Origin of the sequence: Stenotrophomonas sp. 17(2023) (assembly GCF_030345315.1) — a bacterium.
GTDB classification, from domain to species: domain Bacteria; phylum Pseudomonadota; class Gammaproteobacteria; order Xanthomonadales; family Xanthomonadaceae; genus Stenotrophomonas; species Stenotrophomonas acidaminiphila.
Genome location: NZ_CP128405.1, coordinates 2,096,338 through 2,119,537 on the forward strand (window position 1 = coordinate 2,096,338; position 23,200 = coordinate 2,119,537).

The 23,200-nt window shown below is 69.6% G+C and carries 19 protein-coding genes; 7 read left to right on the forward strand and 12 right to left on the reverse strand.

Annotation, left to right across the window (positions count from 1 at the left end; all coding sequences use genetic code 11):
- Position 1: 1 nt before the first annotated feature.
- Positions 2–3,493: an efflux RND transporter permease subunit gene (locus QQA12_RS09470; protein ID WP_226049158.1), complete on the reverse strand. Its 3,492-nt coding sequence runs from the start codon at positions 3,491–3,493 to the stop codon at positions 2–4.
- Complete coding sequence (locus QQA12_RS09475; protein WP_226049159.1) at positions 3,490–4,629, reverse strand: efflux RND transporter periplasmic adaptor subunit; 1,140 nt, start codon at positions 4,627–4,629, stop codon at positions 3,490–3,492. The genes QQA12_RS09470 and QQA12_RS09475 overlap by 4 nt, the downstream gene beginning before the upstream one ends.
- A gap of 205 nt (positions 4,630–4,834) precedes the next feature.
- Here QQA12_RS09475 and QQA12_RS09480 point away from each other — a divergent pair, with 205 nt between their 5' ends.
- Both QQA12_RS09480 and QQA12_RS09485 read left to right on the forward strand, forming a co-directional pair.
- Positions 4,835–5,245 (forward strand): c-type cytochrome, encoded by a 411-nt coding sequence (locus QQA12_RS09480; RefSeq protein WP_056931736.1) that lies wholly within the window; start codon positions 4,835–4,837, stop codon positions 5,243–5,245.
- A 9-nt stretch (positions 5,246–5,254) separates the two neighbouring features.
- Complete coding sequence (locus tag QQA12_RS09485) at positions 5,255–5,716, forward strand: cytochrome c (RefSeq protein WP_054666321.1); 462 nt, start codon at positions 5,255–5,257, stop codon at positions 5,714–5,716.
- Positions 5,717–6,079: 363 nt separating this feature from the next.
- Here the strand turns inward: QQA12_RS09485 and QQA12_RS09490 are convergent, their stop codons facing one another.
- Complete coding sequence (locus tag QQA12_RS09490) at positions 6,080–7,804, reverse strand: hypothetical protein (protein ID WP_226049160.1); 1,725 nt, start codon at positions 7,802–7,804, stop codon at positions 6,080–6,082.
- An 18-nt stretch (positions 7,805–7,822) separates the two neighbouring features.
- Positions 7,823–8,422, reverse strand: coding sequence for an NfuA family Fe-S biogenesis protein (locus tag QQA12_RS09495; protein ID WP_054666326.1), 600 nt, complete (start codon positions 8,420–8,422; stop codon positions 7,823–7,825).
- Between the two features lie 90 nt (positions 8,423–8,512).
- On the opposite strand from QQA12_RS09495, the gene QQA12_RS09500 reads away from it, so the two are divergent.
- Positions 8,513–8,857: a 4a-hydroxytetrahydrobiopterin dehydratase gene (locus QQA12_RS09500; protein ID WP_054668699.1), complete on the forward strand. Its 345-nt coding sequence runs from the start codon at positions 8,513–8,515 to the stop codon at positions 8,855–8,857.
- Position 8,858: 1 nt separating this feature from the next.
- Positions 8,859–9,272 carry an energy transducer TonB gene (locus QQA12_RS09505; RefSeq protein WP_226049161.1) on the forward strand — a complete coding sequence of 138 codons (414 nt, stop codon included), beginning with the start codon at positions 8,859–8,861 and terminating at the stop codon, positions 9,270–9,272.
- Positions 9,273–9,353: 81 nt separating this feature from the next.
- Here QQA12_RS09505 and QQA12_RS09510 read toward each other — a convergent pair whose 3' ends face one another.
- On the reverse strand, positions 9,354–10,343 hold the full coding sequence (locus QQA12_RS09510) for an RluA family pseudouridine synthase (RefSeq protein WP_054666331.1): 990 nt from the start codon (positions 10,341–10,343) through the stop codon (positions 9,354–9,356).
- Positions 10,344–10,752: 409 nt separating this feature from the next.
- Here QQA12_RS09510 and QQA12_RS09515 point away from each other — a divergent pair, with 409 nt between their 5' ends.
- The gene (locus QQA12_RS09515) at positions 10,753–13,905 is read left to right on the forward strand and encodes an Rne/Rng family ribonuclease (RefSeq protein WP_226049162.1); all 3,153 of its coding nucleotides are present in this window, start codon (positions 10,753–10,755) and stop codon (positions 13,903–13,905) included.
- Between the two features lie 76 nt (positions 13,906–13,981).
- On the opposite strand, the gene QQA12_RS09520 is transcribed toward QQA12_RS09515, so the two are convergent.
- From QQA12_RS09520 to ispG, 3 genes are all read right to left on the reverse strand, one after another.
- Entirely contained in the window at positions 13,982–14,629 is a 648-nt protein-coding gene (locus QQA12_RS09520; RefSeq protein ID WP_054668700.1) for a response regulator, read from the reverse strand.
- A 260-nt stretch (positions 14,630–14,889) separates the two neighbouring features.
- A complete protein-coding gene (locus QQA12_RS09525) occupies positions 14,890–15,588 on the reverse strand; it encodes a phosphatase PAP2 family protein (protein WP_226049163.1) in 699 nt (232 codons plus the stop codon).
- A complete protein-coding gene (ispG, locus tag QQA12_RS09530) occupies positions 15,569–16,834 on the reverse strand; it encodes a flavodoxin-dependent (E)-4-hydroxy-3-methylbut-2-enyl-diphosphate synthase (protein ID WP_054668701.1) in 1,266 nt (421 codons plus the stop codon). Before ispG ends, QQA12_RS09525 begins: the two co-directional genes overlap by 20 nt.
- Positions 16,835–16,917: 83 nt before the next feature.
- Here ispG and QQA12_RS09535 point away from each other — a divergent pair, with 83 nt between their 5' ends.
- Positions 16,918–18,153 (forward strand): ATP-binding protein, encoded by a 1,236-nt coding sequence (locus tag QQA12_RS09535; protein WP_056931740.1) that lies wholly within the window; start codon positions 16,918–16,920, stop codon positions 18,151–18,153.
- Positions 18,150–18,713, forward strand: a complete 564-nt coding sequence (locus QQA12_RS09540) for a response regulator transcription factor (protein WP_056931741.1) — start codon at positions 18,150–18,152, stop codon at positions 18,711–18,713. The genes QQA12_RS09535 and QQA12_RS09540 overlap by 4 nt, the downstream gene beginning before the upstream one ends.
- 33 nt (positions 18,714–18,746) lie before the next feature.
- Here QQA12_RS09540 and QQA12_RS09545 read toward each other — a convergent pair whose 3' ends face one another.
- The 4 genes from QQA12_RS09545 to QQA12_RS09560 form a co-directional block, all read right to left on the reverse strand.
- Entirely contained in the window at positions 18,747–19,514 is a 768-nt protein-coding gene (locus tag QQA12_RS09545; RefSeq protein ID WP_226049164.1) for an SDR family oxidoreductase, read from the reverse strand.
- Positions 19,515–19,665: 151 nt separating this feature from the next.
- Entirely contained in the window at positions 19,666–22,257 is a 2,592-nt protein-coding gene (acnB, locus tag QQA12_RS09550; RefSeq protein ID WP_054666351.1) for a bifunctional aconitate hydratase 2/2-methylisocitrate dehydratase, read from the reverse strand.
- A 41-nt stretch (positions 22,258–22,298) separates the two neighbouring features.
- Positions 22,299–22,700, reverse strand: a complete 402-nt coding sequence (locus QQA12_RS09555) for a type II toxin-antitoxin system VapC family toxin (RefSeq protein ID WP_054666354.1) — start codon at positions 22,698–22,700, stop codon at positions 22,299–22,301.
- Positions 22,697–22,930 carry an AbrB/MazE/SpoVT family DNA-binding domain-containing protein gene (locus QQA12_RS09560; RefSeq protein ID WP_054666355.1) on the reverse strand — a complete coding sequence of 78 codons (234 nt, stop codon included), beginning with the start codon at positions 22,928–22,930 and terminating at the stop codon, positions 22,697–22,699. Before QQA12_RS09560 ends, QQA12_RS09555 begins: the two co-directional genes overlap by 4 nt.
- Between the last annotated feature and the right edge of the window lie 270 nt (positions 22,931–23,200).

The window sequence follows — 23,200 nt, forward strand, 5'->3', positions numbered from 1 at the left end:
ATCAGCCCTTCAGCCCGTCGCCGCCGGCGCCGCCTTCACCCAGCGCGTCATGCTCGTGCGCCAGCACCTGCTCGACCTGCTGTGCCTGCTGCCGCGCACGGCGGCCACGCTCGGCATAGAACGCGTCGGCCTTGCGGTCCAGCAGGTCGTACACCACCGGGATCACCAGCAGCGTCAGCAGGGTCGAGACCAGCAGGCCGCCGATCACGGTGATCGCCATCGGCGAGCGCACCTCCGCGCCTTCGCCGAAGGCCAGCGCCAGCGGCAGGAAGCCGAACACCGCGCACAGCGTGGTCATCATGATCGGGCGCAGGCGCGAGCGCGCGCCCTCCACCAGCGCCTGGCGCTTCGCCACGCCTTCCTCGCGCAGCTGGTTGACCTTGTCGATCAGGATGATCGCGTTCTTCACCACCAGACCGACCAGCAGGATCAGGCCGATGAACACCACCACCGACACCGGCGAGCGCGACAGCAGCAGCGCCGCGACCGCGCCGACCAGCGCCAGCGGGATGGTGAACAGGATGACGAACGGGTGCAGCAGCGATTCGAACTGCGATGCCATCACCAGGTACACCAGGAACACCGCCAGGGCGAAGGCGAACAGCAGCGAGCGGATCGATTCGCCCAGCTCCTGGCCCTGCCCGCCGATGTGCATGCCGACATCGGTGCCCAGCGGGTTGTCGGCCACCATCTTCTGCACTTCGGTGATCGCCGTGCCCAGGTCGATGCCGCGCAGGTTGGCCGAGACGATCGCCACCCGGCGCAGGTCGGCGCGATGGATCTCGCTGGGCCCGGTGGTCGCCACCACTTCGGCCACGGACGACAGCTCAACCGGCTTGCCACCGGTCGGGTGCACGATCAGGCGGCGGATGTCCTCGACCGAGGAGCGCTCGGACTCCTGCACGCGCACCAGCACGTCGATCTTGCGGTCGCGGAAGCTGTAGCGGGTGGCGACGTTGCCGCGCACCTTGTTGACCACCGCATCGGCGATCTGGCGCGTGGTCAGGCCCAGCGCCGCGGCGCGGTCCTGGTCGAACACCACCTGGATTTCCGGGAAGCCCTGCTCGACCGTCGACTTGACGTCCGCGTAGTGCGGATTCTGCCGCAGCATGCCGGCCAGGCGGTTGCCGGCCACCCGGATCGCGTCCAGCGTATTGCCCTCGATCTCGATCTCCAGCGGCGGCGACAGCGCGAACAGCTCCGGGCGCGCGAAATCCACCTGTGCGGCCGGCCACGCCTTCATGGTCTGGCGCAGCTTCTCGGTCAGCTCCGGCTCGCGCGAGGTGTCGCTCATCACCACCGACAGCTTGCCGATGTTCTCGCCGCTCTCGGTCGGGCTGGCGTCCAGCCGCGTGCCGGTGCCGGACACGCCGTACAACAGGCGCACGCCGTCCTCGCCGGCATGCTTGCGCTGCACTTCGCGCACCAGGGCGTCGGTCTGCGCCAGCGGCGTGCCGGGCGGCAGCTTGGCGGTCATCTCGAAGCGGTCCTGCGCCAGCTGCGGGATCAGGTCCACGCCCAGCATCGGCAACACCGCCAGGGTCAGCGCGAACGCCAGCGCCGCGCCGCCGAGTATCGGCCATGGCCGCGCCAGCGCGGCGGGCAGCAGGCGCAGGTAGGTGCGTTCGGCACGGCCATACGGCGCCATGGCGATGTCGCTGGCCTTGCGCATGATCGGGCCGACCACCGCGGCGATGCCACGGAACATCCGCACCACCAGCCACGCCGCGGCATAGAAGCCATAGCGGACCAGCGCGCCGATGCCGCGGCCGGCGAACGCGGCCGGCTTCTGCCAGCGGCGTTCCGGGCGCCACGGCTGGCGCGGATCCTCGGCCGGGAACTCCAGCGGCGGGCGCCCCTTCAGTGCGCTCAGCATCGGGATCAGCGTCATCGACACCACCAGCGACACCGCGATGGCGATCGACACGGTCAGCGCCTGGTCGCGGAACAGCTGCCCGGCGATGCCCTCGACGAACACCAGCGGCAGGAACACCGCGATCGTGGTCAGGGTCGAGGCGACCACCGCCATGAACACTTCGCGGGTGCCCTTGATCGCGGCTTCGAGGATGCCCATGCCGCGTTCGCGCGCCTTGGCGATCGATTCGAGCACCACGATCGAGTCGTCCACCACCAGGCCGGTGGCCAGCGCCAGGCCGCCGAGCGACATCACGTTCAGGCTCAGGCCGAGCTGGCCCATGAAGAAGAACGTGGCGATGATCGAGATCGGCAGCGACAGCGAGATGACGAACGTGCTCCAGCCATCGCGCAGGAACAGGAAGATGATCAGCACCGACAGCAGGCCGCCGATCACCGCATCGATCTTGACGTCCTTGATCGCATGGCGGATGAAGACCGACTGGTCCTCCACCGTGGTCATCTCGATGTCCTTGGGCATCTGCTTGCGGATCGCCTCGAGCTTCTTTTCCAGCGCATCGGCGGTGGAAACGGTGTTGGCGTCGCCTTCCTTGTAGATGGCCAGCTCGACGGCCTCGTGGCCGCCGGCGCGGATCACCGCCTCGCGCTCCTTGTAGCCCTGGCGCACGTCGGCCACGTCCTTCAGGCGTACCGGCGAGGTGCCGCCGCCACTGCCATCGCTGCGCAGCGCGGCGATCACGTTCGGATCGCGGCTGCCGAGGATGGCGGTCATCAGCTGGCGGTTCTCACCGGCCGAGGAGGCCCCCGAGCCGGCGGCGGTATTGAGCAGCATCTCGCGCATCTGCTCGACCGTGGCGAACTGGTTGACGGTACGCACCAGGTAACGCTGCGAGCCCTCTTCCAGGCGGCCGCCGGACAGGTTCACGTTCTCCTGCTGCAGGCGCTGGATCACGCTGTCCAGCGACAGCCCCAGCTGCGCCAGCTTGCGCTGGTCGATATCCACCTGGATCTCGTCCTCCAGGCCGCCGCCGACCTTGACCGCGGCCACGCCGCTGACCGGCTCGAGCTTGCGCTTGAGGTCGTCGTCGGCATAACGGCGCAGTTCCATCAGCCGGCGCACCGCGTCGGCGTCGCTGCCACCGTCCTGCTTCGAGGACAGCGCCAGGCGCATGATCGGCTGGGTCGACGGATTGAAGCGCAGCAGCACCGGCGGCTTGGCCTCCAGCGGCAGCTGCAGCGTCTCCATCTTGTCGCGCACGTCCAGCCCGGCCTGCTGCATGTCCGTGCCCCAGGCGAACTCCAGGACCACGTCGCTCTGGCCGGTACGCGAGATCGACTTGAGCTTGCGCAGCCCCTTGACGATGCCCAGCGCTTCTTCGGCCGGCTGCGAGATCAGCGTCTCCACCTCGGCCGGCGCCGCGCCTTCGTAGTCGGTGCGTACGGTGAGCGTGGGATAACTCAGGTCGGGCAGCAGCTCGACCTTCAGGCTCGACAGCGAGATCAGACCGAACAGCACCAGGGTCAGCGTCATCATCGCGATGGTGACGCGGCGGCGGGTGGCGAATTCGATCAGGTCGAAGCCGCCACCGCCGGGAACCGACGGATCACGCGCACTCATTGCTTGGCCGCCTGTGCGGCCGGCGCCTTGGCGGGAGCGGCGGTGGCGACCGCCTTCTCCTTGCCGATCACCTGCACCGCGCTGCCCTCGCGCAGTGCCGCCTTGCCGGCCACGACCACTTCCTCGCCGGGCTGCAGGCCTTCGCGCACCTCGATCCAGCCGGCATCGTCGTAGCCGAGCTTGAGCCGGGTGCGCATCGCCTTGCCGTCGCGCACCACGTAAACGGCGGGCTCGCCACCGTCCTCGAGCAGCGCGGTGCGCGGCACCACCAGCGCATCGGCGCGCTGGTCGTAGTTGATGCTCAGGCGGCTGAACATGCCCGCCTGCAGGTCGCTCTCACCCGAGAACGAAGCCACCACGCGGAACGTGCCGGTACCGGTGTCCACCACCGGCGACACGCGGTCCACGACACCACCGAACGTGCGCCCCGGCAACGCGTCGGCGACCAGCTCCACCGCCTGTCCCGGCTTGAGCTTGGCGATCTCGCGCTCGGGCACGTTGAGCGTGGCTTCCAGCTTGCCGGCATCGACGATGCGGATGATCGGCGAATTGATCTGCACGAAATTGCCCGGCTTGATGTCGCGCGAGGCGACCACGCCGGAAATCGGCGCCACCACCGTGGTGTAGGACAGCTCCAGTGCCGTCATGCGGTACTGCGCGCGCGCGTTTTCCAGGTCGAAGCGCAGCTGGTCGATGTCGGCGGCGCTGACCAGCTGCTGCTGGACCAGCTTCTGCGCGCGCTGGTAGCTGTTTTCCAGTTTGCGCATCTGCGCTTCGCTCTGCGCAACGGCCAGGCGCGCGCGATCCGGGTCCAGCCGTACCAGCGGCTGCCCGGCGCTGACGTGCTGGCCTTCCTCGACCATCACCGCCAGCGCCACGCCCGAGGTCTTGGCGACCACCTGCGACTCGGCGCGCGGCTCAAGCGAGGCGGTACCGGTGTAACTGGCGGCGATGGCGCGGCGTGCCGCCTTGGCCACTTCGACCGGGACCGCGTCGCTTGCCTTCTGCTCTTCCTTGGGCGTGTCCTTGGCGCCCTCGCCGTCGGCCTTGCAGCCGCCCAGCAGCAGCACCGTGGTGACGAGGAGAGCGGCGGCGCAGCGTCCGGTGCGGCCGTACGGAGTAAGGAATGGCGACATCGTGGGGTCCCTGGAGATGCAGTGGCTGGTGTTGTAGCAAAGTATTGCACCACCCCACAACGACACCATGCCCCAAAGGTCATGCATGCATACCGCACCGCAGCATTCATGAATGGTTCCGAACCGGTGAATACGCGGGCTATACTCGGCCCGTTCCGTGTCCCCACGGCGGAACGAACAGACCCGCATACCGGACAAGGAAACCATGCGCTCGCAGCCGTTTGCCGTATGTCTCGCCCTGGCTCTGGCCCTGCCCTTCGGGGCCGCCGCACAAGCCGACCCGCAGCAGTCTGAACCTTCCGCTCCCGCTCCCGCGCCTGCTTCGGCCCCCGCTGCTGCGCCTGCCGCCGCGGCGCCGTCGGCCGCAGGCAATGCCGAAGCCGGGCGTACCCTGGCCTACACCTGCCAGGGGTGCCATGGCATCACCGGCTACAAGAACGCCTACCCGAGCTACCGCGTGCCCAAGATCGGCGGGCAGTCGGCGCAGTACCTGGCCCAGGCGTTGACCGAATACCGCGAAGGCAAGCGCAAGCATCCGACCATGCAGGCGCAATCGATGAGCTTCAGCACGCAGGAAATCGCTGATCTCGCCGCCTACCTGTCCACTCTCAAGTAAGCACCGCTCATGTCGAAAGCCAAGCACGCTTCGCGTCTCGCCATCGCACTGTTCGCTGCCTGCGCCGTGGCCGCCTGTACCCAGTCGGAGGTGGAGTCCAGCGGCAAGTCCGCCGCCGACCCCGGCCATGCCAGTGGCGAACACGGTTCCAGCTCTTCGGCCGGCCTGCCGCAGGGGCGCATCGCCGCCGGCGAGCAGCTGGCCAACAGCAAGGGCAAGGCCACCGGCCAGAGTTGCATCGACTGCCACGGCGCCGATGGCAACGCCCCGATCGATCCGGGCTATCCACGGCTCGGCGGCCAGTATGGCGACTACCTCGCCCACGCCCTGCAGGCGTATCGCAGCGGCGACCGCGAGCACATGTTGATGTCGCCGCAGGCGGCCGGCCTGAGCGACCAGGACATCTCCGACCTGGCGGCCTACTTCGGCTCGCGCCCAAGCCAGCTGCGCGATCTGCACGGCCTCAAGTAGCCGCGGCGCGCCGGCACGCGCGTGCCGGCGCCACTGATCCGGGCGGCATGGGTTGGCTGGGCATGAACCGCCCAGCCGGACATGAGTGGCCGATGCATCCCTCCCGTCGAAGGCCCCCTGCCCTGGTTTCCCCCGCTGGCGGCACTGGCCGGATTCGCCGGTATCCGCGCATGCCCGGAACTGCCCGCCACCGATCCGCCATGGGCCGGCCCGACTGCAGTGACCGGACTCCTCGCACCGCTCGCCTGCGGCATGCTGCCGATGCGCATCTGATGCACACCGTGGCACGCGGCCTGCGACACGGCAGGGATCGATAACCATCCACGCCCCGCGGCACAGCGGCACGCGCGCCCTTTCGCGTGCTCAACGGCTGCCGTTGTCTTCCTGCAGTTCCTGCTTGAACGGCACGTCCGGCGGCGGCCGCGCGCTGGCCGGCTGCTCCTGCATGTTCGGGTTGCTCAGGCCACAGCCGCCGCCGAACTGAAGGATGGACACCACGCAGGAGATGCGGGTGCCGGTGCCCGGGATCGGGATCTCGATGCTTTTGACGCCCTTGCGCACCCACTCGGCCAGCAGCGATTCGTTGGGCACCCAGTACTTGTCGAACGAGGTCGGCGCGTGGTCATAGGGCGGCCGCTTGAGCCAGGTGCCGGCACGATCGATCTGCTCGCGGCTCCAGCTGTCCGACCCGCCGCCCGGCGCACCGCGGCCAGCGGGCGCCGCATCCTTTCCGGCATCGCCCGCCAGGCGCACGCTGCCATCGCTGTTGTACAGGCCGCGGCCAGCGTCGGACGCAGCGCCGCTGCCACCCGATGCCTGCCGCTGCGAAGCCCCCCAATCGTCCGAACGGACCGGCGCGGCCCAGCCGCCGCTGCGGTCCTGCGGCCGCGGGCCGGCCCCCGTGCTGGTACCTGGTTGCGGTGCACTCCTAGTCCCCTGCCCGCCCGCCGCGGCGCCCTGGCTGATCGGCGCCGCCGCAGCGGAACCGGCGGCAGGCGCGGGAACGGCATCGGCGACACCCGGCACCTGCCGCTCGCGCACCGGCAGGTCTGCCGTCGCAACCTGCACCCCGCTTTCGCGCGCCGGCACCGTGGCCATCGTCACCTGTTGCCGCGGCGCGGCTTCGATCTGCCGCTCGCGCACCGCAGGCGCCGCGCCCGCCAGGCGCACATCCGCCTCGCGCGGGCGGACCTGCGCCATCGCCACCGGCTGCACGGGCCCGGTCTCGACCGGACGCTCGCGCACCTGCACCTGCGGCATCGCCGGGGCCCGCGCGGCGACATCCGGCAACGGCAACACCCGCACCTGCGCCGGCTGCTCCGGCATGGTCTCGACGGTACGCTCGCGCACCTGAGGCACCTGCACGCGCAGCGCCGGCGCGGCCACCGTGGCCGGCGGCAACACGAAATCGCCGGTCGGCCGCGGCACCTCTGTGACCTGCAGCGGCTGCGGCGCCTGCGTGTCGGACGCGGGCTGCGGCACGTCCGCCGGCGCTGCATCCGACGCGCTGCCGGCGCTGCTGTCCTGCGCCGCGGATTGTGGCTGTGATCGGGATTGCGGCGACGCGGCAGCGGCTACGGCGCTGGCCGCTGCCCCCTGCGCAGTGGTCGCCGGCGCGCCTGCGGCCTGCGGCGCCCCCCCGCCCGGGTCCTCCGGAGTGCCGCGGCCCATGTACTCGATCCGGACGCGCTCGCCGGCGTCCGTCCCCGGTTCGGGCACGTTGCTGCGGACCAGCGCCACCCACACCAGCAGCACCGCGAACAGCAGATGCAGGGCCACGCTGCACAAGGCGGAAAACCAGCGGAGGCGGCGCTGGTCGCCGGCAGGCGGATCGTCGCCTGCCCAGCGCAACACCTGCAGCAGCGCATGCGGGAACGACGTCGCCCGCCCGCTTCCACGGGAACGCGGCCCCTTCCAGGGCGGCGCCGCGGCGGCCGCATCCGCGCCGGCGAATGCCAGCCCCTTCGCCGGCGACCCGCCGCGCAGCCAGGCACTCCAGCTGTACGGAAAACCGGTGCGGCGGTCGTGCAGGAGGCTGCCCTTGCGCCGGGCGGCCAGCAGGTCGATCAGGTCGGCAACCGTCGTCACCGGCACGTGCGGAGAGGCTCAGCCCGCGCTGCCGCGCGGAATGTAGGGCGCCTGGCCACTGGCGTGGTCGGTCGCGTCGCGCACCGCGGTGACGCCAGGCACGCGGGCCATCAAGGTCTTCTCGATGCCCTGCTTCAAGGTCACGTCGGCCATGCCGCACCCATGGCAGCCCCCGCCGAAACGCAGCAGCACCACGCCGTCGGCGGACACTTCCTGCACCGCCACGCGACCGCCGTGCGAAGCCAGCTGCGGGTTGACCTCGTTCTCGATGACCCAATGCACGCGCTCGACCATCGACGCCGCCTCGCCGGGCGCTTCGCCCTTGATCTTCGGCGCCTTGATGGTCAGCTGCTGGGTACCGGCCGCCTGGGTGACGTAGTCGATCTCGGCGCCGTCCAGCCAGGCCACGCTGGTGGCCGCCACGTAGAGCGTGAAGCCGTCGCAGTCCACCGCCCATTCGTCGCCCAGCAGATCGGCCGGCTCGGCGAACTCAAGGCGCGCGTCGGCGCGTGGCGTCCCCGGCTCGACCGCGCTCAGGCGCACGCCCATGCCGGGCACGGCCTCACGTTCGATCAACTTGCGGAAATGGCTCTGTGCGGTATCTGAAATCTGGATCATGCGGGGTATTCTAGCCGTGTCTAGGCGACTGCTGATGGGACACTGATTCCACGCGCAGCGCCGTTCAGCCCCTTGTCGATGGAGATTCCCATGGCCGATCTGATTCCACTCGCGCAGGCGCACTGCATTCCGCGCAGGGGCAGCGAACACCGGCTTGGGGCGGCGCGGCTGGCCGAACTGCTGCCACAGGTCCCGGGCTGGGAGCTGGCCGAGGACGGCCACGCCCTGGTGCGCACGTTCAGCTTCGACAACTACCACGGCACGATGGCGTTCGTGAATGCCCTGGCGTGGGTCGCGCACCGCGAGGACCACCACCCCGACCTGGGGGTGCACTACGACCGCGCGATCGTCCGCTTTTCCACCCACGACGTGGGCGGGCTGAGCGAGAACGACTTCATCTGTGCCGCCAAGGCATCCGCACTTGTGGAGCAATGACATGAAAGCGCATCTCCTGCTGGGCTCCCTCGCCACCGCCATCGCACTCAGCGCCTGCGGCCCTTCCGAACCGGCCGCGCCGGCGATCGCCCCCACCGAGGTGGCCGCGGTACAGACGCCACCGCCGGATTACCCGGTCGAACTGGCCTGCAGCGGCGTCGGCGGACAGAGCGTGCTCAAGGTCGTGGTCGGGCCGCAGGGCACCCCGACCGAAGTCACGCTGCTCACCAGCAGCGGCAACAGCCAGCTCGACGATGCGGCGATCCAGCGCGTGCGCGAATGGAAGTTCAAGGCCGCCACCCGCAATGGCCAGGCGGTGCCGACCACCATCCAGGTTCCGGTGAGCTTCAACCCGCCGCAGCCGAAGCCGGACAGCTGCTTCGCCATCGAGGAACGCATGCGGCGCGGCGGCTGACCCCCACCGCATCGACCCGGCGTGGCGGCACGGGCACCAGACCCGATGCCGCGCATGCAGCCGGGCCGCATGCGCGCCGGTTCAGCGCAGCCGGTCCAGCGCCTCGGCCAGTTCCGGCGCCAGCGGTGCGTTGAGCACGTAGGGCACCTTGCCGCCATCGAGCGCGAACTCCAGGGAGGCGGCGTGAAGGAACAGCCGCTTCAGCCCGATCTGCTCGCGAAGCCGCTTGTTGACGGCAGGATCACCGTACTTGTCGTCACCGGCGACTGGATGACCGATGTGCTGGGCATGCACGCGGATCTGGTGGGTACGCCCGGTATCGATCTTCACCTCGCAGTACGAATGACCGCCGCGCCGCTCCAGCACCCTGAAATGGCTCAGTGATGGCTTGCCGGCCGCATTCACCTGCACATGGCGTTCGCCGCCCTGGCGCAGGCCCACGTGCAGCGGCGCATCCACGCTCATCACCCCGTCGGGCATGCGCCCGACCAGCAGGGTCAGGTAACGCTTGCGGATGCCGCCGGGCCCGGTGCCGTCGTGGTCCTCGCGCAGCAGCGCCTGCAGCTCGGACAGCGCCGAGCGCTTCTTGGCCATGACCAGCAGCCCCGAGGTGTCGCGATCCAGCCGGTGCACCAGTTCCAGCCCCTGGTTCGGACGCAGGGCGCGCATGGTTTCGATCGCGCCATGGCTGATGCCGCTGCCGCCATGGCTGGCCACCCCGGAAGGCTTGTTGATGACCAGCAGCCGCGCGTCCTCGAACACGATGGCCTGCTCCATGCGCTGCAGGAAGCCGGCCGGCGGCGGCGCCTTGTCTCCGACCTCGGCGAGATTGACCGGCGGCACGCGCACCTCCTCGCCCGCCTCCAGCTTGCGCTCGGCCTTGGCTCGGCCGCCATTGACCCGCACCTGGCCGCTGCGCACCAGTTTGTAGACCAGGCTGCGCGGGGCGCCCTTGAGCTGGCCGAGCAGGAAGTTGTCCAGCCGCTGCCCGGCCCGGTCTTCCGGAACCTTGATCAGGCGCACGCTGGATTTGCCCGCAGGCGGTATGCGGCGGTCTTCGGAGTCAGTCATCTGCCTGTTTATTCTGTTACACTCGGGGAGCGATATAAGGGTTTGATTTCGTTGGAAGTTGATCAGGGCCAGAAGCCCGGCTTCCGACGGATCCGGCACAGTGCGCGGCCACCGCCCCCGGGGCGGCCATGTTAGCGGCTCGTCGGCGCTCCCGGCCATCGCCGGATGCCAAAAGCATCCGTGCTGGACGAAAAAACATGTCCCGTGCGACGCCCCGGCCACGGCCGGAGCGGCCGCCGGCCCCGAAACACCTGAAACCAAGAACACAAGCGCTCCCGCGGCCTGCCGTGGTGTCGTAGCGCTGGAAACCCAAGCCGCCCTACCCGCGCCTGCGCGAGGGGCGGCGACCCGTGTCCAGAGGCGAAACGCCATGGCGTTCCGCGCGGTAGCAGCGCGCGAGGAACGCACAATGAAGCGAATGCTGATCAATGCCACGCAGGCCGAAGAACTGCGCGTGGCCATCGTGGACGGCCAGACCCTGTACGACATCGACATCGAACAGCCGTCCAAGGAACAGAAGAAGTCAAACATCTACAAGGGCCGCATCACCCGGCTCGAACCCTCCCTCGAAGCGGCTTTCGTCGAATACGGCGGTGACAAGCATGGCTTCCTGCCGCTGAAGGAAATCTCCCGCGATTACTTCCAGGCCGGTGTCGACCACAACAAGGCCGGCATCCGCGAGCTGCTGCGCGAGGGCCAGGAAGTCGTGGTCCAGGTCGACAAGGAGGAGCGCGGCAACAAGGGCGCCGCCCTGACCACGTTCATCTCCCTGGCCGGCCGCTACATGGTGCTGATGCCGAACTCGCCGTCGGCCGGCGGCGTCTCGCGCCGCATCGAGGGCGAGGATCGCGCCGCGCTCAAGGACGCGCTGGACAAGCTGAACATCCCCGACGACATGGGCGTGATCATCCGCACCGCCGGCGTCGGCCGCGATGCCGAGGAACTGCAGTGGGACCTGGACTACCTGCTGCAGGTCTGGCGTTCCATCGCCGAGGCCGCGCTGGCCAAGCCCGCGCCGTTCCTGATCTACCAGGAGTCGCGCCTGATCGTGCGCGCCCTGCGCGACTACCTGCGCGCCGACATCGGCGAGATCCTGGTGGACACCGAGGAGCTGTACGAGACCGCGCGCGAGTTCATGCAGCAGGTGATGCCGCAGACCCTGCGCAAGCTCAAGCACTACAAGGACGACATCCCGCTGTTCAACCGCTTCCAGATCGAATCGCAGATCGAGGCGATCTACGAGCGCAACGTGCGCCTGCCGTCCGGCGGCTCGATCGTGGTCGACCAGACCGAAGCACTGACCGCCATCGACGTGAACTCGGCCCGCGCCACCAAGGGCAGCGACATCGAGGACACCGCGTTCCAGACCAACCTGGAAGCCGCCGAGGAAGTGGCCCGCCAGCTGCGCCTGCGCGACCTGGGCGGCCTGGTGGTGATCGACTTCATCGACATGTCCTCGAACAAGCACCAGCGCGAAGTCGAGAACCGCCTGCAGAACGCGCTGAAGTATGACCGCGCGCGCGTGCAGCTGGGCCGCATCTCGCGCTTCGGGCTGATGGAAATGAGCCGCCAGCGGCTGCGCCCGAGCCTGGGCGAGTCCAGCCAGATCGTGTGCCCGCGCTGCGACGGCCAGGGCCGGATGCGCAGCGTCGAGTCGCTGTCGCTGTCGATCATCCGCGTCGCCGAAGAGCACGCGATGAAGGAAAACACCGGGCAGGTGCTGGTCCAGGCCCCGGTCGAGATCGCCAACTTCCTGCTCAACGAGAAGCGCAGCGCGCTGCGCGAGATCGAGCGCCGCCACGACGCGCCGATCATCATCGTCGCCGACGAGCAGCTGCACACCCCGCATTACGAAGTCACCCGCCTGCGCGAGAACGAGCTGGGCGAGGAGTCGGGCAGGCCGAGCTACCAGCGCGGCACCCCGCGCAAGCTGCCGGTGCACGCCCTGACCAAGGCGCAGCTGAACATCCCGCCGGCACCGGCGGTGACCCACGTCAAGCACAGCCAGCCGGCCCCGGTGCGCGAGATCGCGGAACCGGCACAGACGCCGGTCCCGGCTCCGGTCGCCGCACCGGCGCCTGCCGTGCCGGCAAGCGGCGGCGTGATGGGGTGGCTCAAGCGCATCTTCGGTGGCGAAACCGCACCGGCGGCACCGGCCCAGCCGCAGCCCCGCCAGGACAGCGGCCGCGGCAACCGCAACGAGCGCAACAACCCGCGCCGCGACGGCCGCAACGGCAACAACGGCGCCAACGGCCAGCCGGCACGCAACGGCGGCAATGGCAACGGCAACCGTCGCGACGAACAGCGCCGCGACGAGCGTCGTGATGAGCGTCGTGATGAGCGTCGCCAGGGCGGCGGCGGCAACCCGCAGCAGCAGAACGCCGGCCAGCAGCAGCCCAAGCAGCGTGGCGAACAGCAGCCCCCCCAGGGCAAGCAGCAGCGCAACAACGAACAGCAGCAGCCCAAGCCGCAGAAGCAGCCCAAGCAGCCCAAGCCGCAGCAGGAAGCGGACAAGGCCGTGCAGCCGGCCAGCGAAAAGCCGGCACGGCAGCCGCAGGCCGAGGCCCCGCGCCCGGTCGTGGCAGCCGCCCCGGCCATGGCTGCGGCAACCGTGGTCGCCACCGTGGATACGGACGCCACCGAGGCACCGGCCAAGGTGCAGCTGCCGGTCGTGGAGGACACCGCAGCGGTGACCACCACCGCCGAGCAGGCCATTGTTGCGACCGATGAGACCACCGCCCCGGCCACCGACGATGGCACTGGCGACGGCGCCAGCCGCCGCCGCCGTGGTCGCCGTGGCGGCCGCCGCCGTCGCCGCGGCAATGCCGAAGGCACCGGCAACGCCGATACCGACGTGCTGGGCAACGATGACGACATCGCCGACGAGGGCGAGGACGCCGGCAACGAGGCCACCGGAACGGACTCCGTACCGGCCGCGGCCCAGCCGGAGTTCGATTTCGACGACGAGCCGGCTATCGCCCATGCGCCTGCACGTGCACCGCGCCCTGCGCGCGCCGAAGCGCCTGTCGCGCCGCAGGCCGAGCCCGCTGCAACGCCTGCCGCCGCGATCGCGGCGGTGGGCATCGCCGCCGAACCGGAAACCACGGCCATCGCGCAGCCGGAACCCGTGCTGGAAACCGTGGTGGCGACGGCGGAAGCCACACCCGTCGTCGTACCGGCAGCGGAAGCCGCACCGGTCGTCGCTCCGGTGGCGGAAGCCGTGCAGCAGGAAGCCCCGGAGCCGGCGGCCGTCGCCGAGCCTGCGGCGCCGGTCGAGTCAGTGGTGGTGGCCGCCGAACCGGTTGCGGTTGCGGCAGAGCCGATGCCGGTCCCGGCTGCCACGCCGGAACCGGCCCTGCCGGAGAACGGACAGCTGTTCGCCGAGGCACCGGTGACGGCGCCGGCAACCGGCGAGCAGCACGCGTCCGGCGACCAGGCACCGCTGGCCACGAGTGTTGAATCCGAAGCCGCTGCGATCGCCACCGCCGAAGTCGAGGCTGCGGCCGAGACCGAGACCGAGGCCAGCGCGCCGAACCCGGACGAGCCGCACCGCAACGCCTGAAGGCAGCGCGTCCCGGAATGAAAAAAGCGGCCCACGGGCCGCTTTTTTCATGTGCCTCCGGCGCCGCCGGACGCTGTCATATCGCCTTCGACGGATCGCCCACGCCGTACTGCGCAGCCAGGCGCGCCAGTGCGATGTTGTCGTGCACGCCGGTCTTCTGGAACAGGCGCGACTTGTGCGTGTTGACGGTCTTGGCGCTCAGGCTGAGGCGACGGGCGATCTCTTCCTGGCGGTGTCCCTGCACCAGCAGCAGGGCCACTTCCAGTTCGCGCGGCGAGAGACCGTCGAACGGCGATTCGTCGCCGCCTATGTTGGACAGGGCCAGGTTCTGGGCGATGTTGCTGGCCAGGTAGCGTCGGCCCAGCGCCACGTCATGGATGGCGCGCACCAGTTCGCGGGCGTCACCGCCCTTGCCGACATAACCGGAGGCTCCGGCTTCCAGCAGCCGCTTGGGCATCGGCCCGTCTTCCAGTACCGACACGATGATCACGCGGGTGCCGTGGTCGCCCTTGACGATGCGCTCGGTGATCTCCAGCCCGCTCAGCCCCGGCAGGTTCAGGTCGCAGAGCACCACGTCCGGTTTCAGCCGGCGGATCTGCGGCAGGGCCGCTTCGCCGCTGTCCGCGGCGCCAACCACCTCGATACCGGTTTCACCGGCAAGGATCATCTGCAGACCGGTGCGCACCAGCGCGTGGTCGTCAATGAGAAATACCGTTATCGTCACTACCCGCTTCCTCCCCCCGACACCCAGTGACAGTCGCAGCCGGCCATGCAGCTCCGCCATCCGGAGCCGGGCGGTGGATCCGCCATCGCGCAGGCCGCGCCCATTATCAGTCAAGAAGCCGGTCCCGCCCCATGGGGACGGCACACTTGGACAACTCCCCTGTCCACGCATGACCCGGCCGTGATCGGCGCCGGGTGACCGGCCATGACATGCTGTGCGCCGCAGCGTTGTGCGGCCATCAGTGCATCCCTCGCAGGCAATTAGGGTTTCGCCGCAGCCGATGGCGACCAGCGGCGACGGAACAGCAGTACATGCACGCCCGTCACCCACGCCAGCGCAGCGCACCAGCCGCCCAGGATATCGGAGGGGTAATGCACGCCCAGATGGACGCGCGACAACCCGACGCAGAACACGAAGATGCCGCCGGTGATCGCCACCGGCCAGCGCCAGCGCGTGTTCCATGCCAGGAACAGCGCGGTGGCGGCCAGCGTCATCGACCCCATCGCGTGCCCGCTGGGAAAACTGAAGGTGCTTTCCGGCGCGATCGATTCCCACAGGCTCGGGCGCTCGCGCTGGAACAACTGCTTGCTGCCGATGTTCAACAGCGCCGAGCCGGCGAAGGCGGTGGCGGCGAACAGCGTGTTGCGCCAGCGCCGCCGGAATGCAAGCACGGCCACCAGCAGCAGGTCCAGCGGAATCACGCCCCACTGGTAGCCCAGCCGCGACATCAGCAGGAAGAACGCGTCCAGCGCGGGCGAGGCAAGCCCATGCATGCGCCACAGCAGCACCTGGTCGAAGTACAGCGACTCGGCCTCGTGGATTTCCTCGGCCAGGGCCACGAACCCGGCCAGCGGCAGCAGCAGGCAGACGAACAGCACGAGCAGACGCCAGGCGTTGTGCGCGAGCCAGTCGCGCACGCCGGCGGCTTCGCGGCGGGATTCAGCCTGCGTCGCGCGCATAGCGGTTCTCGACATACTCGTCGATCAGCGCCACGAACTCCTGCGCGATGTTCTCGCCCCGCAGCGTCACCTTCTTCTCGCCGTCGACGAACACCGGCGCGGCCGGCGCCTCGCCGGTGCCCGGCAGCGAGATACCGATGTTGGCATGGCGCGACTCGCCCGGGCCGTTGACGATGCAGCCCATGACCGCCAGGGTCATGTTCTCCGCGCCCGGGTGACTGACGCGCCACACCGGCATCTTCTCGCGCACGTGGTTCTGCACCACCTTGGCCAGCTCCTGGAAGAACTCGGAGGTGGTGCGGCCGCAGCCCGGGCAGGCCGTGACCATGGGCGTGAACGCACGCTGCCCGGTGGTCTGCAGCAGTTCCTGGGCGACGATGACTTCCTGCGTGCGCGGCTGCCCCGGCTCGGGCGTGAGCGAGATGCGGATGGTGTCGCCGATGCCTTCCTGCAGCAGCACCGCCAGCGCCGCCGACGAGGCGACGATGCCCTTGCTGCCGATGCCGGCCTCGGTCAGCCCCAGGTGCAGGGCGAAATCGGAACGGTTGGCCAGGTCGCGGTACACCGCGATCAGCTCCTGCACGCCGCTGACCTTGGCCGACAGCACGATGCGCTCGCGCGGCAGGCCCAGTTCCACCGCGGTCTGCGCCGAATCCAGCGCCGAGCGGATCAGTGCCTCGCGCAGCACCCGGCCGGCGTCCCACGGCTGTTCGCGCTGGCTGTTCTCGTCCATCAGCCGGGCCGCCAGGCTCTGGTCCAGCGAGCCCCAGTTGGCGCCGATGCGCACCGGCTTGTCGTAGCGGATGGCGAACTCGATCAGCTGCGCGAACTGGGTGTCCTTCTTCTTGCCGAAGCCCACGTTGCCCGGGTTGATGCGGTACTTGGCCAGCGCTTCGGCGCAGGCCGGCTCCTGTGCCAGCAGCTGGTGGCCGTTGTAATGGAAGTCGCCGATCAGCGGCACGTCGATGCCCATCATCCGCAGCTTGTCGACGATGCGCGGAATGGCCGCCGCCGATTCGGCGTTGTTGACGGTCAGCCGCACCATTTCCGAACCGGCGCGCCACAGCTCGGCCACCTGGCGGACGCTGGCGGCGACATCGGCGGTGTCGGTATTGGTCATCGACTGGACGACCACCGGGTGGCCGCCACCGACCTTCACTCCGCCGATATCGACGGCATGGGTGATGCGGCGGGGCCAGGCGGTGGCGTCGGCGGGAGGAGTCGGGCGGGTGACGGCGTCGTGCATGGCGCGCATTTTAGCGCGCCGGCCGCTGTCCCGGCATGAACCACGGCGAGCGCCGGCGGGCCGGGACGCATTACGATGCACGCATGGATTCCCCAGATACCTCGTTCCTCCGCACCCTGTGCAGCCTGCGCTGGCTGGCCACCGCCGGCCAGGCCAGCGCGATCCTGGTCGCCACCGGGCTGCTGGGGCTCGACCTGCCGCAGCTGCCGCTGTGGAGCGGCGTGTGCGTGCTGGCGCTGTTCAACCTCTACGTGCAGCTGCGCGTGCACGACAGCGACCCTGCCCCGGTCACCGCCTTCGGCCACATCCTGGTGGACGTCACCGTGCTGACCTGGATGGTCGGCTGGAGCGGCGGCATCGCCAATCCGTTCGGCTCGCTGTTCCTGATCCTGATCGCGCTGGCCGCGCTGGCCCTGCCCCTGCGCTGGACCCATGCGGTGGCCGCGGCCTGCGTGGCCGGTTATGCGGTAAGCGCGATCTTCGGGCTGCCGCTGCACGGCGGCTACTTCGATTCGATGAGCCTGCACCTGTGGGGCGCGGCGGCCAACTTCCTGCTCTCCAGCGTGGTCGTGCTGGTGTTTTCCACGCGGCTGGCCGCGGCGCTGCGCGAGCGCGAGAACCAGCTGGCGCTGCTGCGCGAGCGCTTCGTGCGCAACGAGGGCATCGTCGCCCTGGCCACCCACGCGGCGTCGGTGGCGCATGAACTGAACACGCCGCTGGCGACCATGACCCTGCTGGCCGACGACATCGCCGAGCAGTACGCCGACGACCCGGCGATGCAGGAGGACATGGACACCCTGCGCGGCCTGCTGGTGCAATGCCGCGAGCGGGTCCTGGCGCTGGCGGCGCCGGCGGAAGGCGCGCGCAGCCGCGCCCGGGTGTCGATCGGCAACGTACTCGAACAATGGCGGCTGGTGCGCCCGACCGTGCACCTGCGGCGCAATGCCGACGCACCGCTGCAGCTGGCGCTGGACCCGGGCGTCGGCCACCTGCTGCAGGTGCTGTTGAACAACGCCGCCGACGCCGGCGAACAGACCGGCCATGGCCAGGTGGACCTGGACATCCGCATCCGCGACGACCACCTGTACGGCGAAGTCCGCGACTACGGCCCCGGCTTCAAGGCCAACGACGCCGCCCACGCGGCGCTGCCGGGTACCCTGTTCAACAGCGGCAAGAGCGGCGGCATGGGCGTGGGCCTGGCGCTGTCGCACGCCACGATAGAACGCCTGCACGGGGAACTGTGGATGCGCCCGGCCGAAGGCCGCGGTACCCGCGTCGGTTTCCGCCTGCCCCTTGTCAATATGGAAGCGAATCCATGACCTCCTCTTCCCACGGCCTGCTGGTCGACGACGATCCGCTGTACGTGCGCACCCTGCAGCGCAGCCTCGCCCGCCGCGAGATCGAGACCGTCACCGCCCACGACATCGCCAGCGCGCTGGAGCAGGCCACGCAGTCGCCGCCGGCGTTCGCGCTGATCGACCTCAAGCTCGGCGGCGAATCCGGGCTGGCGCTGATCCAGCCGCTGCGCACGCTGCGCGCGGACATGCGCATCCTGCTGGTCACCGGCTACGCCTCCATCGCCACCGCGGTGGAAGCGATCAAGCTTGGCGCCGACGATTACCTGCCCAAGCCGGCGACCGTGCCGATGATCCTGCGCGCGCTCGGCGAAGCCGACGAGAACGGCGAGGAGCACGAGGACATCGAGCCCCCCGACGCGATGACGCCGATCAGCCGCCTGCAGTGGGAACACATCCAGCAGGCGCTGCACGAAACCGGCGGCAACGTCTCGGCCGCCGCACGCCTGCTCGGCATGCACCGCCGCTCGCTGCAGCGCAAGCTGCTCAAGCGGCCGAGCCCGGAGCGCGACCCGCACCGTTGACGCTGCGCGCCGCCGCTCCGGAAACGGGGCGCCTCACCCGCGCTGGATGGACACCCCGCCATCGACCCGCATCGCGGTGCCGGTGACGAACGAGGATGCCGGCGAGACCAGGAACAGCGCCGCGGCCGCGATCTCCTCGGGCTGCGCCAGCCGCCGCAGCGCATGCAGCCGCGCCACCGCGCCCAGCGCCGCCTCGTCGGGGTTCATCTCGCGGGCCATCGGCGTGTCGGTCCCCCCGGGCAGCAGCGCGTTGACGCGCACCCCGGACGGCCCGAGCTCGGCGGCCAGCGACTGCACCAGGCCGATGACCCCGGCCTTGCTGGCCGCATACGCGGCCGTGCATGGAAAACCGGCGGTGTGGCCGACGAAGGTCGAGGTGAACACCAGGCTGCCGCCGCTGCCGGCGCGCAGCAGCGACGGGATCTGGTACTTGGCGCCGAGGAAGGCAGCGGTCAGGTTGACCTCCAGCGCGTGGTGCCAGTCGGCCAGCGCGACCTCGGGCGTGGGCTGCAGCGGCCCCAGTACGCCGGCGTTGTTGAACGCCGCATGCAGTGGGCCGAAGGTGTCTTCGGCATGGCGCACCAGCGCTTGTGCGTAGGCCTCTTCGCGCACGTCGCCGGCCAGCCAGGTGGCGGCCCCGCCCGCGGCCTGGATGCGCGTGACCAGCGCCTCCAGCTCGGCGCCGCGGCGCGCGCCCAGCACCACCCGCGCGCCTTCGGCGGCAAACAGCAGCGCGGCGGCGCGGCCGATGCCGGAACTGGCGCCGGTGATCAATACGGTCTTGTCGTGCAATGCCTTCATGTCCTGCTCCCGATGGATGGAGCGCGCAGGATGAAGGCGCGCGGCGCATGGCGCTCGCCGCTATCGGACATGGCATTGGCGCACGCATGAAAACGGAAAGCCCGGCATGTGCCGGGCTTTCCGCGTGCTGCGTGCTGAGTGCTGCCGGGGCTTACGCCGCGACGGTGTCGGCCACGTCCTTGTAGTCCGCGATCTGGTCGAAGTTCATGTAGCGGTAGATCTGCGCGCCGTTGGCGTTGATCACGCCGATGTCGGCCATGTACTCCTCCTTGGTCGGGATCCGGCCCAGCCGCGAGCAGATCGCCGCCAGTTCCGCCGAACCCAGGTACACGTTGGTGTTGCGGCCCAGGCGGTTGGGGAAGTTGCGGGTCGAGGTCGACATCGCGGTGGAGCCTTCGCGGATCTGCGCCTGGTTGCCCATGCACAGCGAGCAGCCCGGCATTTCCATGCGCGCGCCGGCGCTGCCGAAGGTGCCGTACACGCCTTCCTTGGTCAGCTCGGAGGCATCCATCTTGGTCGGCGGGGCCACCCACAGCCGGGTCGGGATGTCACGCTTGCCTTCCAGCAGCTTGGCGGCCGCGCGGAAGTGGCCGATGTTGGTCATACACGAGCCGATGAACACCTCGTCGATCTTGGCGCCGGCCACTTCGGACAGGGTCTTGACGTCGTCCGGGTCGTTCGGGCACGCCACGATCGGCTCGTGGATGTCGGCCAGGTCGATCTCGATGACCGCGGCGTACTCGGCGTCGGCATCGGGCTCGAGCAGCTGCGGGTCGGCCAGCCACGCTTCCATCTTCTCGACGCGGCGCGCCAGCGAGCGGGCATCCTGGTAGCCCTCGGCGATCATCCACTTCAGCAGCGTGATGTTGCTGTTGAGGTACTCGATGATCGGTTCCTTGTTCAGGCGCACGCTGCAACCGGCGGCGGAACGCTCGGCCGAGGCGTCGGACAGCTCGAACGCCTGCTCCACCTTGAGGTCCGGCAGGCCCTCGATTTCCAGGATGCGGCCGGAGAAGATGTTCTTCTTGCCGGCCTTGGCCACGGTCAGCAGGCCCTGCTTGATGGCGTACAGCGGAATCGCGTTGACCAGGTCGCGCAGGGTCACGCCCGGCTGCATCTGGCCCTTGAAGCGCACCAGCACCGACTCGGGCATGTCCAGCGGCATGACGCCGGTGGCGGCGGCGAAGGCGACCAGGCCCGAACCGGCCGGGAACGAGATGCCCACCGGGAAACGGGTATGCGAGTCGCCACCGGTGCCGACGGTGTCGGGCAGCAGCATGCGGTTGAGCCAGCTGTGGATCACGCCGTCGCCCGGACGCAGCGACACGCCGCCGCGGGTGGAGATGAACTCCGGCAGGGTGTGGTGGGTCTTCACGTCCACCGGCTTCGGATAGGCGGCGGTGTGGCAGAACGACTGCATCACCAGATCGGCCGAGAAGCCCAGGCAGGCCAGGTCCTTGAGCTCGTCGCGGGTCATCGGCCCGGTGGTGTCCTGCGAGCCCACCGAGGTCATCTTTGGTTCGCAGTAGGTGCCCGGGCGCATGCCCTTGCCTTCCGGCAGGCCACAGGCGCGGCCGACCATCTTCTGCGCCAGCGAGTAGCCCTTGCCGGTATCGGCCGGCTGCACCGGCAGGCGGAACAGGTCGGTGGCCGGCAGGCCCAGCGCCTCGCGCGCCTTGGCGGTCAGGCCACGGCCGATGATCAGCGGAATGCGGCCACCGGCGCGCACTTCGTCGAACAGCACTTCGGACTTCACTTCGAACTCGGCGATCACTTCGCCGTTCTTCAGCGCCTTGCCGTCGTACGGACGCAGCTCGACGACGTCGCCATGCTCCATCTTCGACACGTCCAGCTCGATCGGCAGCGCACCGGCGTCTTCCATGGTGTTGTAGAAGATCGGCGCGATCTTGCCGCCCAGGCACACGCCGCCGGCGCGCTTGTTGGGAATGTACGGGATGTCGTCGCCGGTCCACCACAGCACGCTGTTGGTCGCCGACTTGCGCGAGGAACCGGTGCCGACCACGTCGCCGACGTAGGCGACCAGGTGGCCCTTGTCCTTGAGCGACAGGATCTGCTGGATCGGGCCGCGCTTGCCGTCCTCCTCCGGGGTGAACGGCGCGTCGTCGCGCTTGTTCTTCAGCATCGCCAGGGCGTGCATCGGGATGTCCGGGCGGGTGGTGGCGTCGGGCGCCGGCGACAGGTCGTCGGTGTTGGTCTCGCCCGGCACCTTGAACACGGTGATGGTCAGGCTCTGCGGTACTTCCGGCTTGCTGGTGAACCACTCGGCGTCGGCCCAGCTCTGCAGCACGGACTGCGCGTTGGCGTTGCCGGCCTTGGCCTTTTCCTGCACGTCATGGAACGCATCGAACACCAGCAGGGTGTGCTTCAGCGCGCCGGCGGCGATGGCGCCGACCTGGGCGTCGTCCAGCAGCTGGATAAGCGGCGCGACGTTGTAGCCGCCGAGCATGGTGCCCAGCAGCTCGGTGGCGCGCTCGCGGCTGATCAGGGCACTTTTCTCGGTGCCGAAGGCAATGGCGGCCAGGTAGGACGCCTTGACCTTGGCCGCATCGTCCACGCCGGCCGGCACGCGGTGGGTGATCAGGTCGAGCAGGAACTCGGCCTCGCCCGCCGGCGGGTTCTTCAGCAGTTCGATGACGTCGGCCGTCTGCTGTGCGCTCAGCGGCAGCGGCGGGATGCCAAGCGCGGCGCGCTCGGCTACGTGGTGGCGGTAGGCTTCCAACATGACAACTCCCGGGTGGTACGGATGAGGAATGGGGTATGGGCTCAGGCTTGCGGCACGATCAGCTTCAGGCCCTTGAAGTAGTCGCGGTAAAATGTGTCGTTCCAGGTGATCAGGCCGTCGCACTGCAGCAGCGCATGGGCGCCGACCATGAAATCGTCGATGCGGCGTGTGTCGCCGGCGTTGCGCTGGCGGTGGCGGCGGTGCATCTCGCCGGCGCGCAGCGCCGACTTGGCCTCCAGCGGGCTGAAATGGATGCCCATTTCCTCCAGCGCCTCCTGCACCTGCGCGCCGCCGCGCAGCGAGGCGCATAGTTCGGCCAGCGTGGTGCCGCAGACCACCACCCGGCCACCGACCAGCGCCTGCCGCAGGCAGGCCTCCACCGCGTCGGCGCGGGGGCCGTCGCTGAGCAGTTCGATCAGTACCGGGGAGTCGACCGCGATCATGCCTCGCCGGCCTCGTCGCGGACGCTGCGCACGGCCTGTTCGGCCGACGGGAAGCCGTCCAGCGCGAACTTGCCGCGGGCACGGGAAATGGCATCGTCCACGCTCTTGCGCAGGATGATGCGACTGCCTTCGAGCTCGACCTTCAGCAGCGTGCCCTTGGTCAGGCCCAGCGCGTCGCGCACGGCCTTGGGCAGGGTGATCTGTCCACGTTCAGCAACGGTGGCTTCCATCGGGCGCCCTCCTGAGTATGTACGAATTATACATACTTGCACGGGCATACCCAAACCTTGCCAGTACCGCTGGCGACGGCGCAGGCCTTGCCACGCAAGGGCCGGCGACGGCCTCGTGACACGGCTGCAACAAACCGGTGCGTATGCTCAAGGGCATGCGCGGCCCCGCCCCGGGGAAGATCGTCCATACTCGGGCAGCCGTTACTGAACGGGGTTCGCCCCCAGCCAGCAGGCGCCCCGCGCGCCGCCGCACGCCATCCGCAACACAGG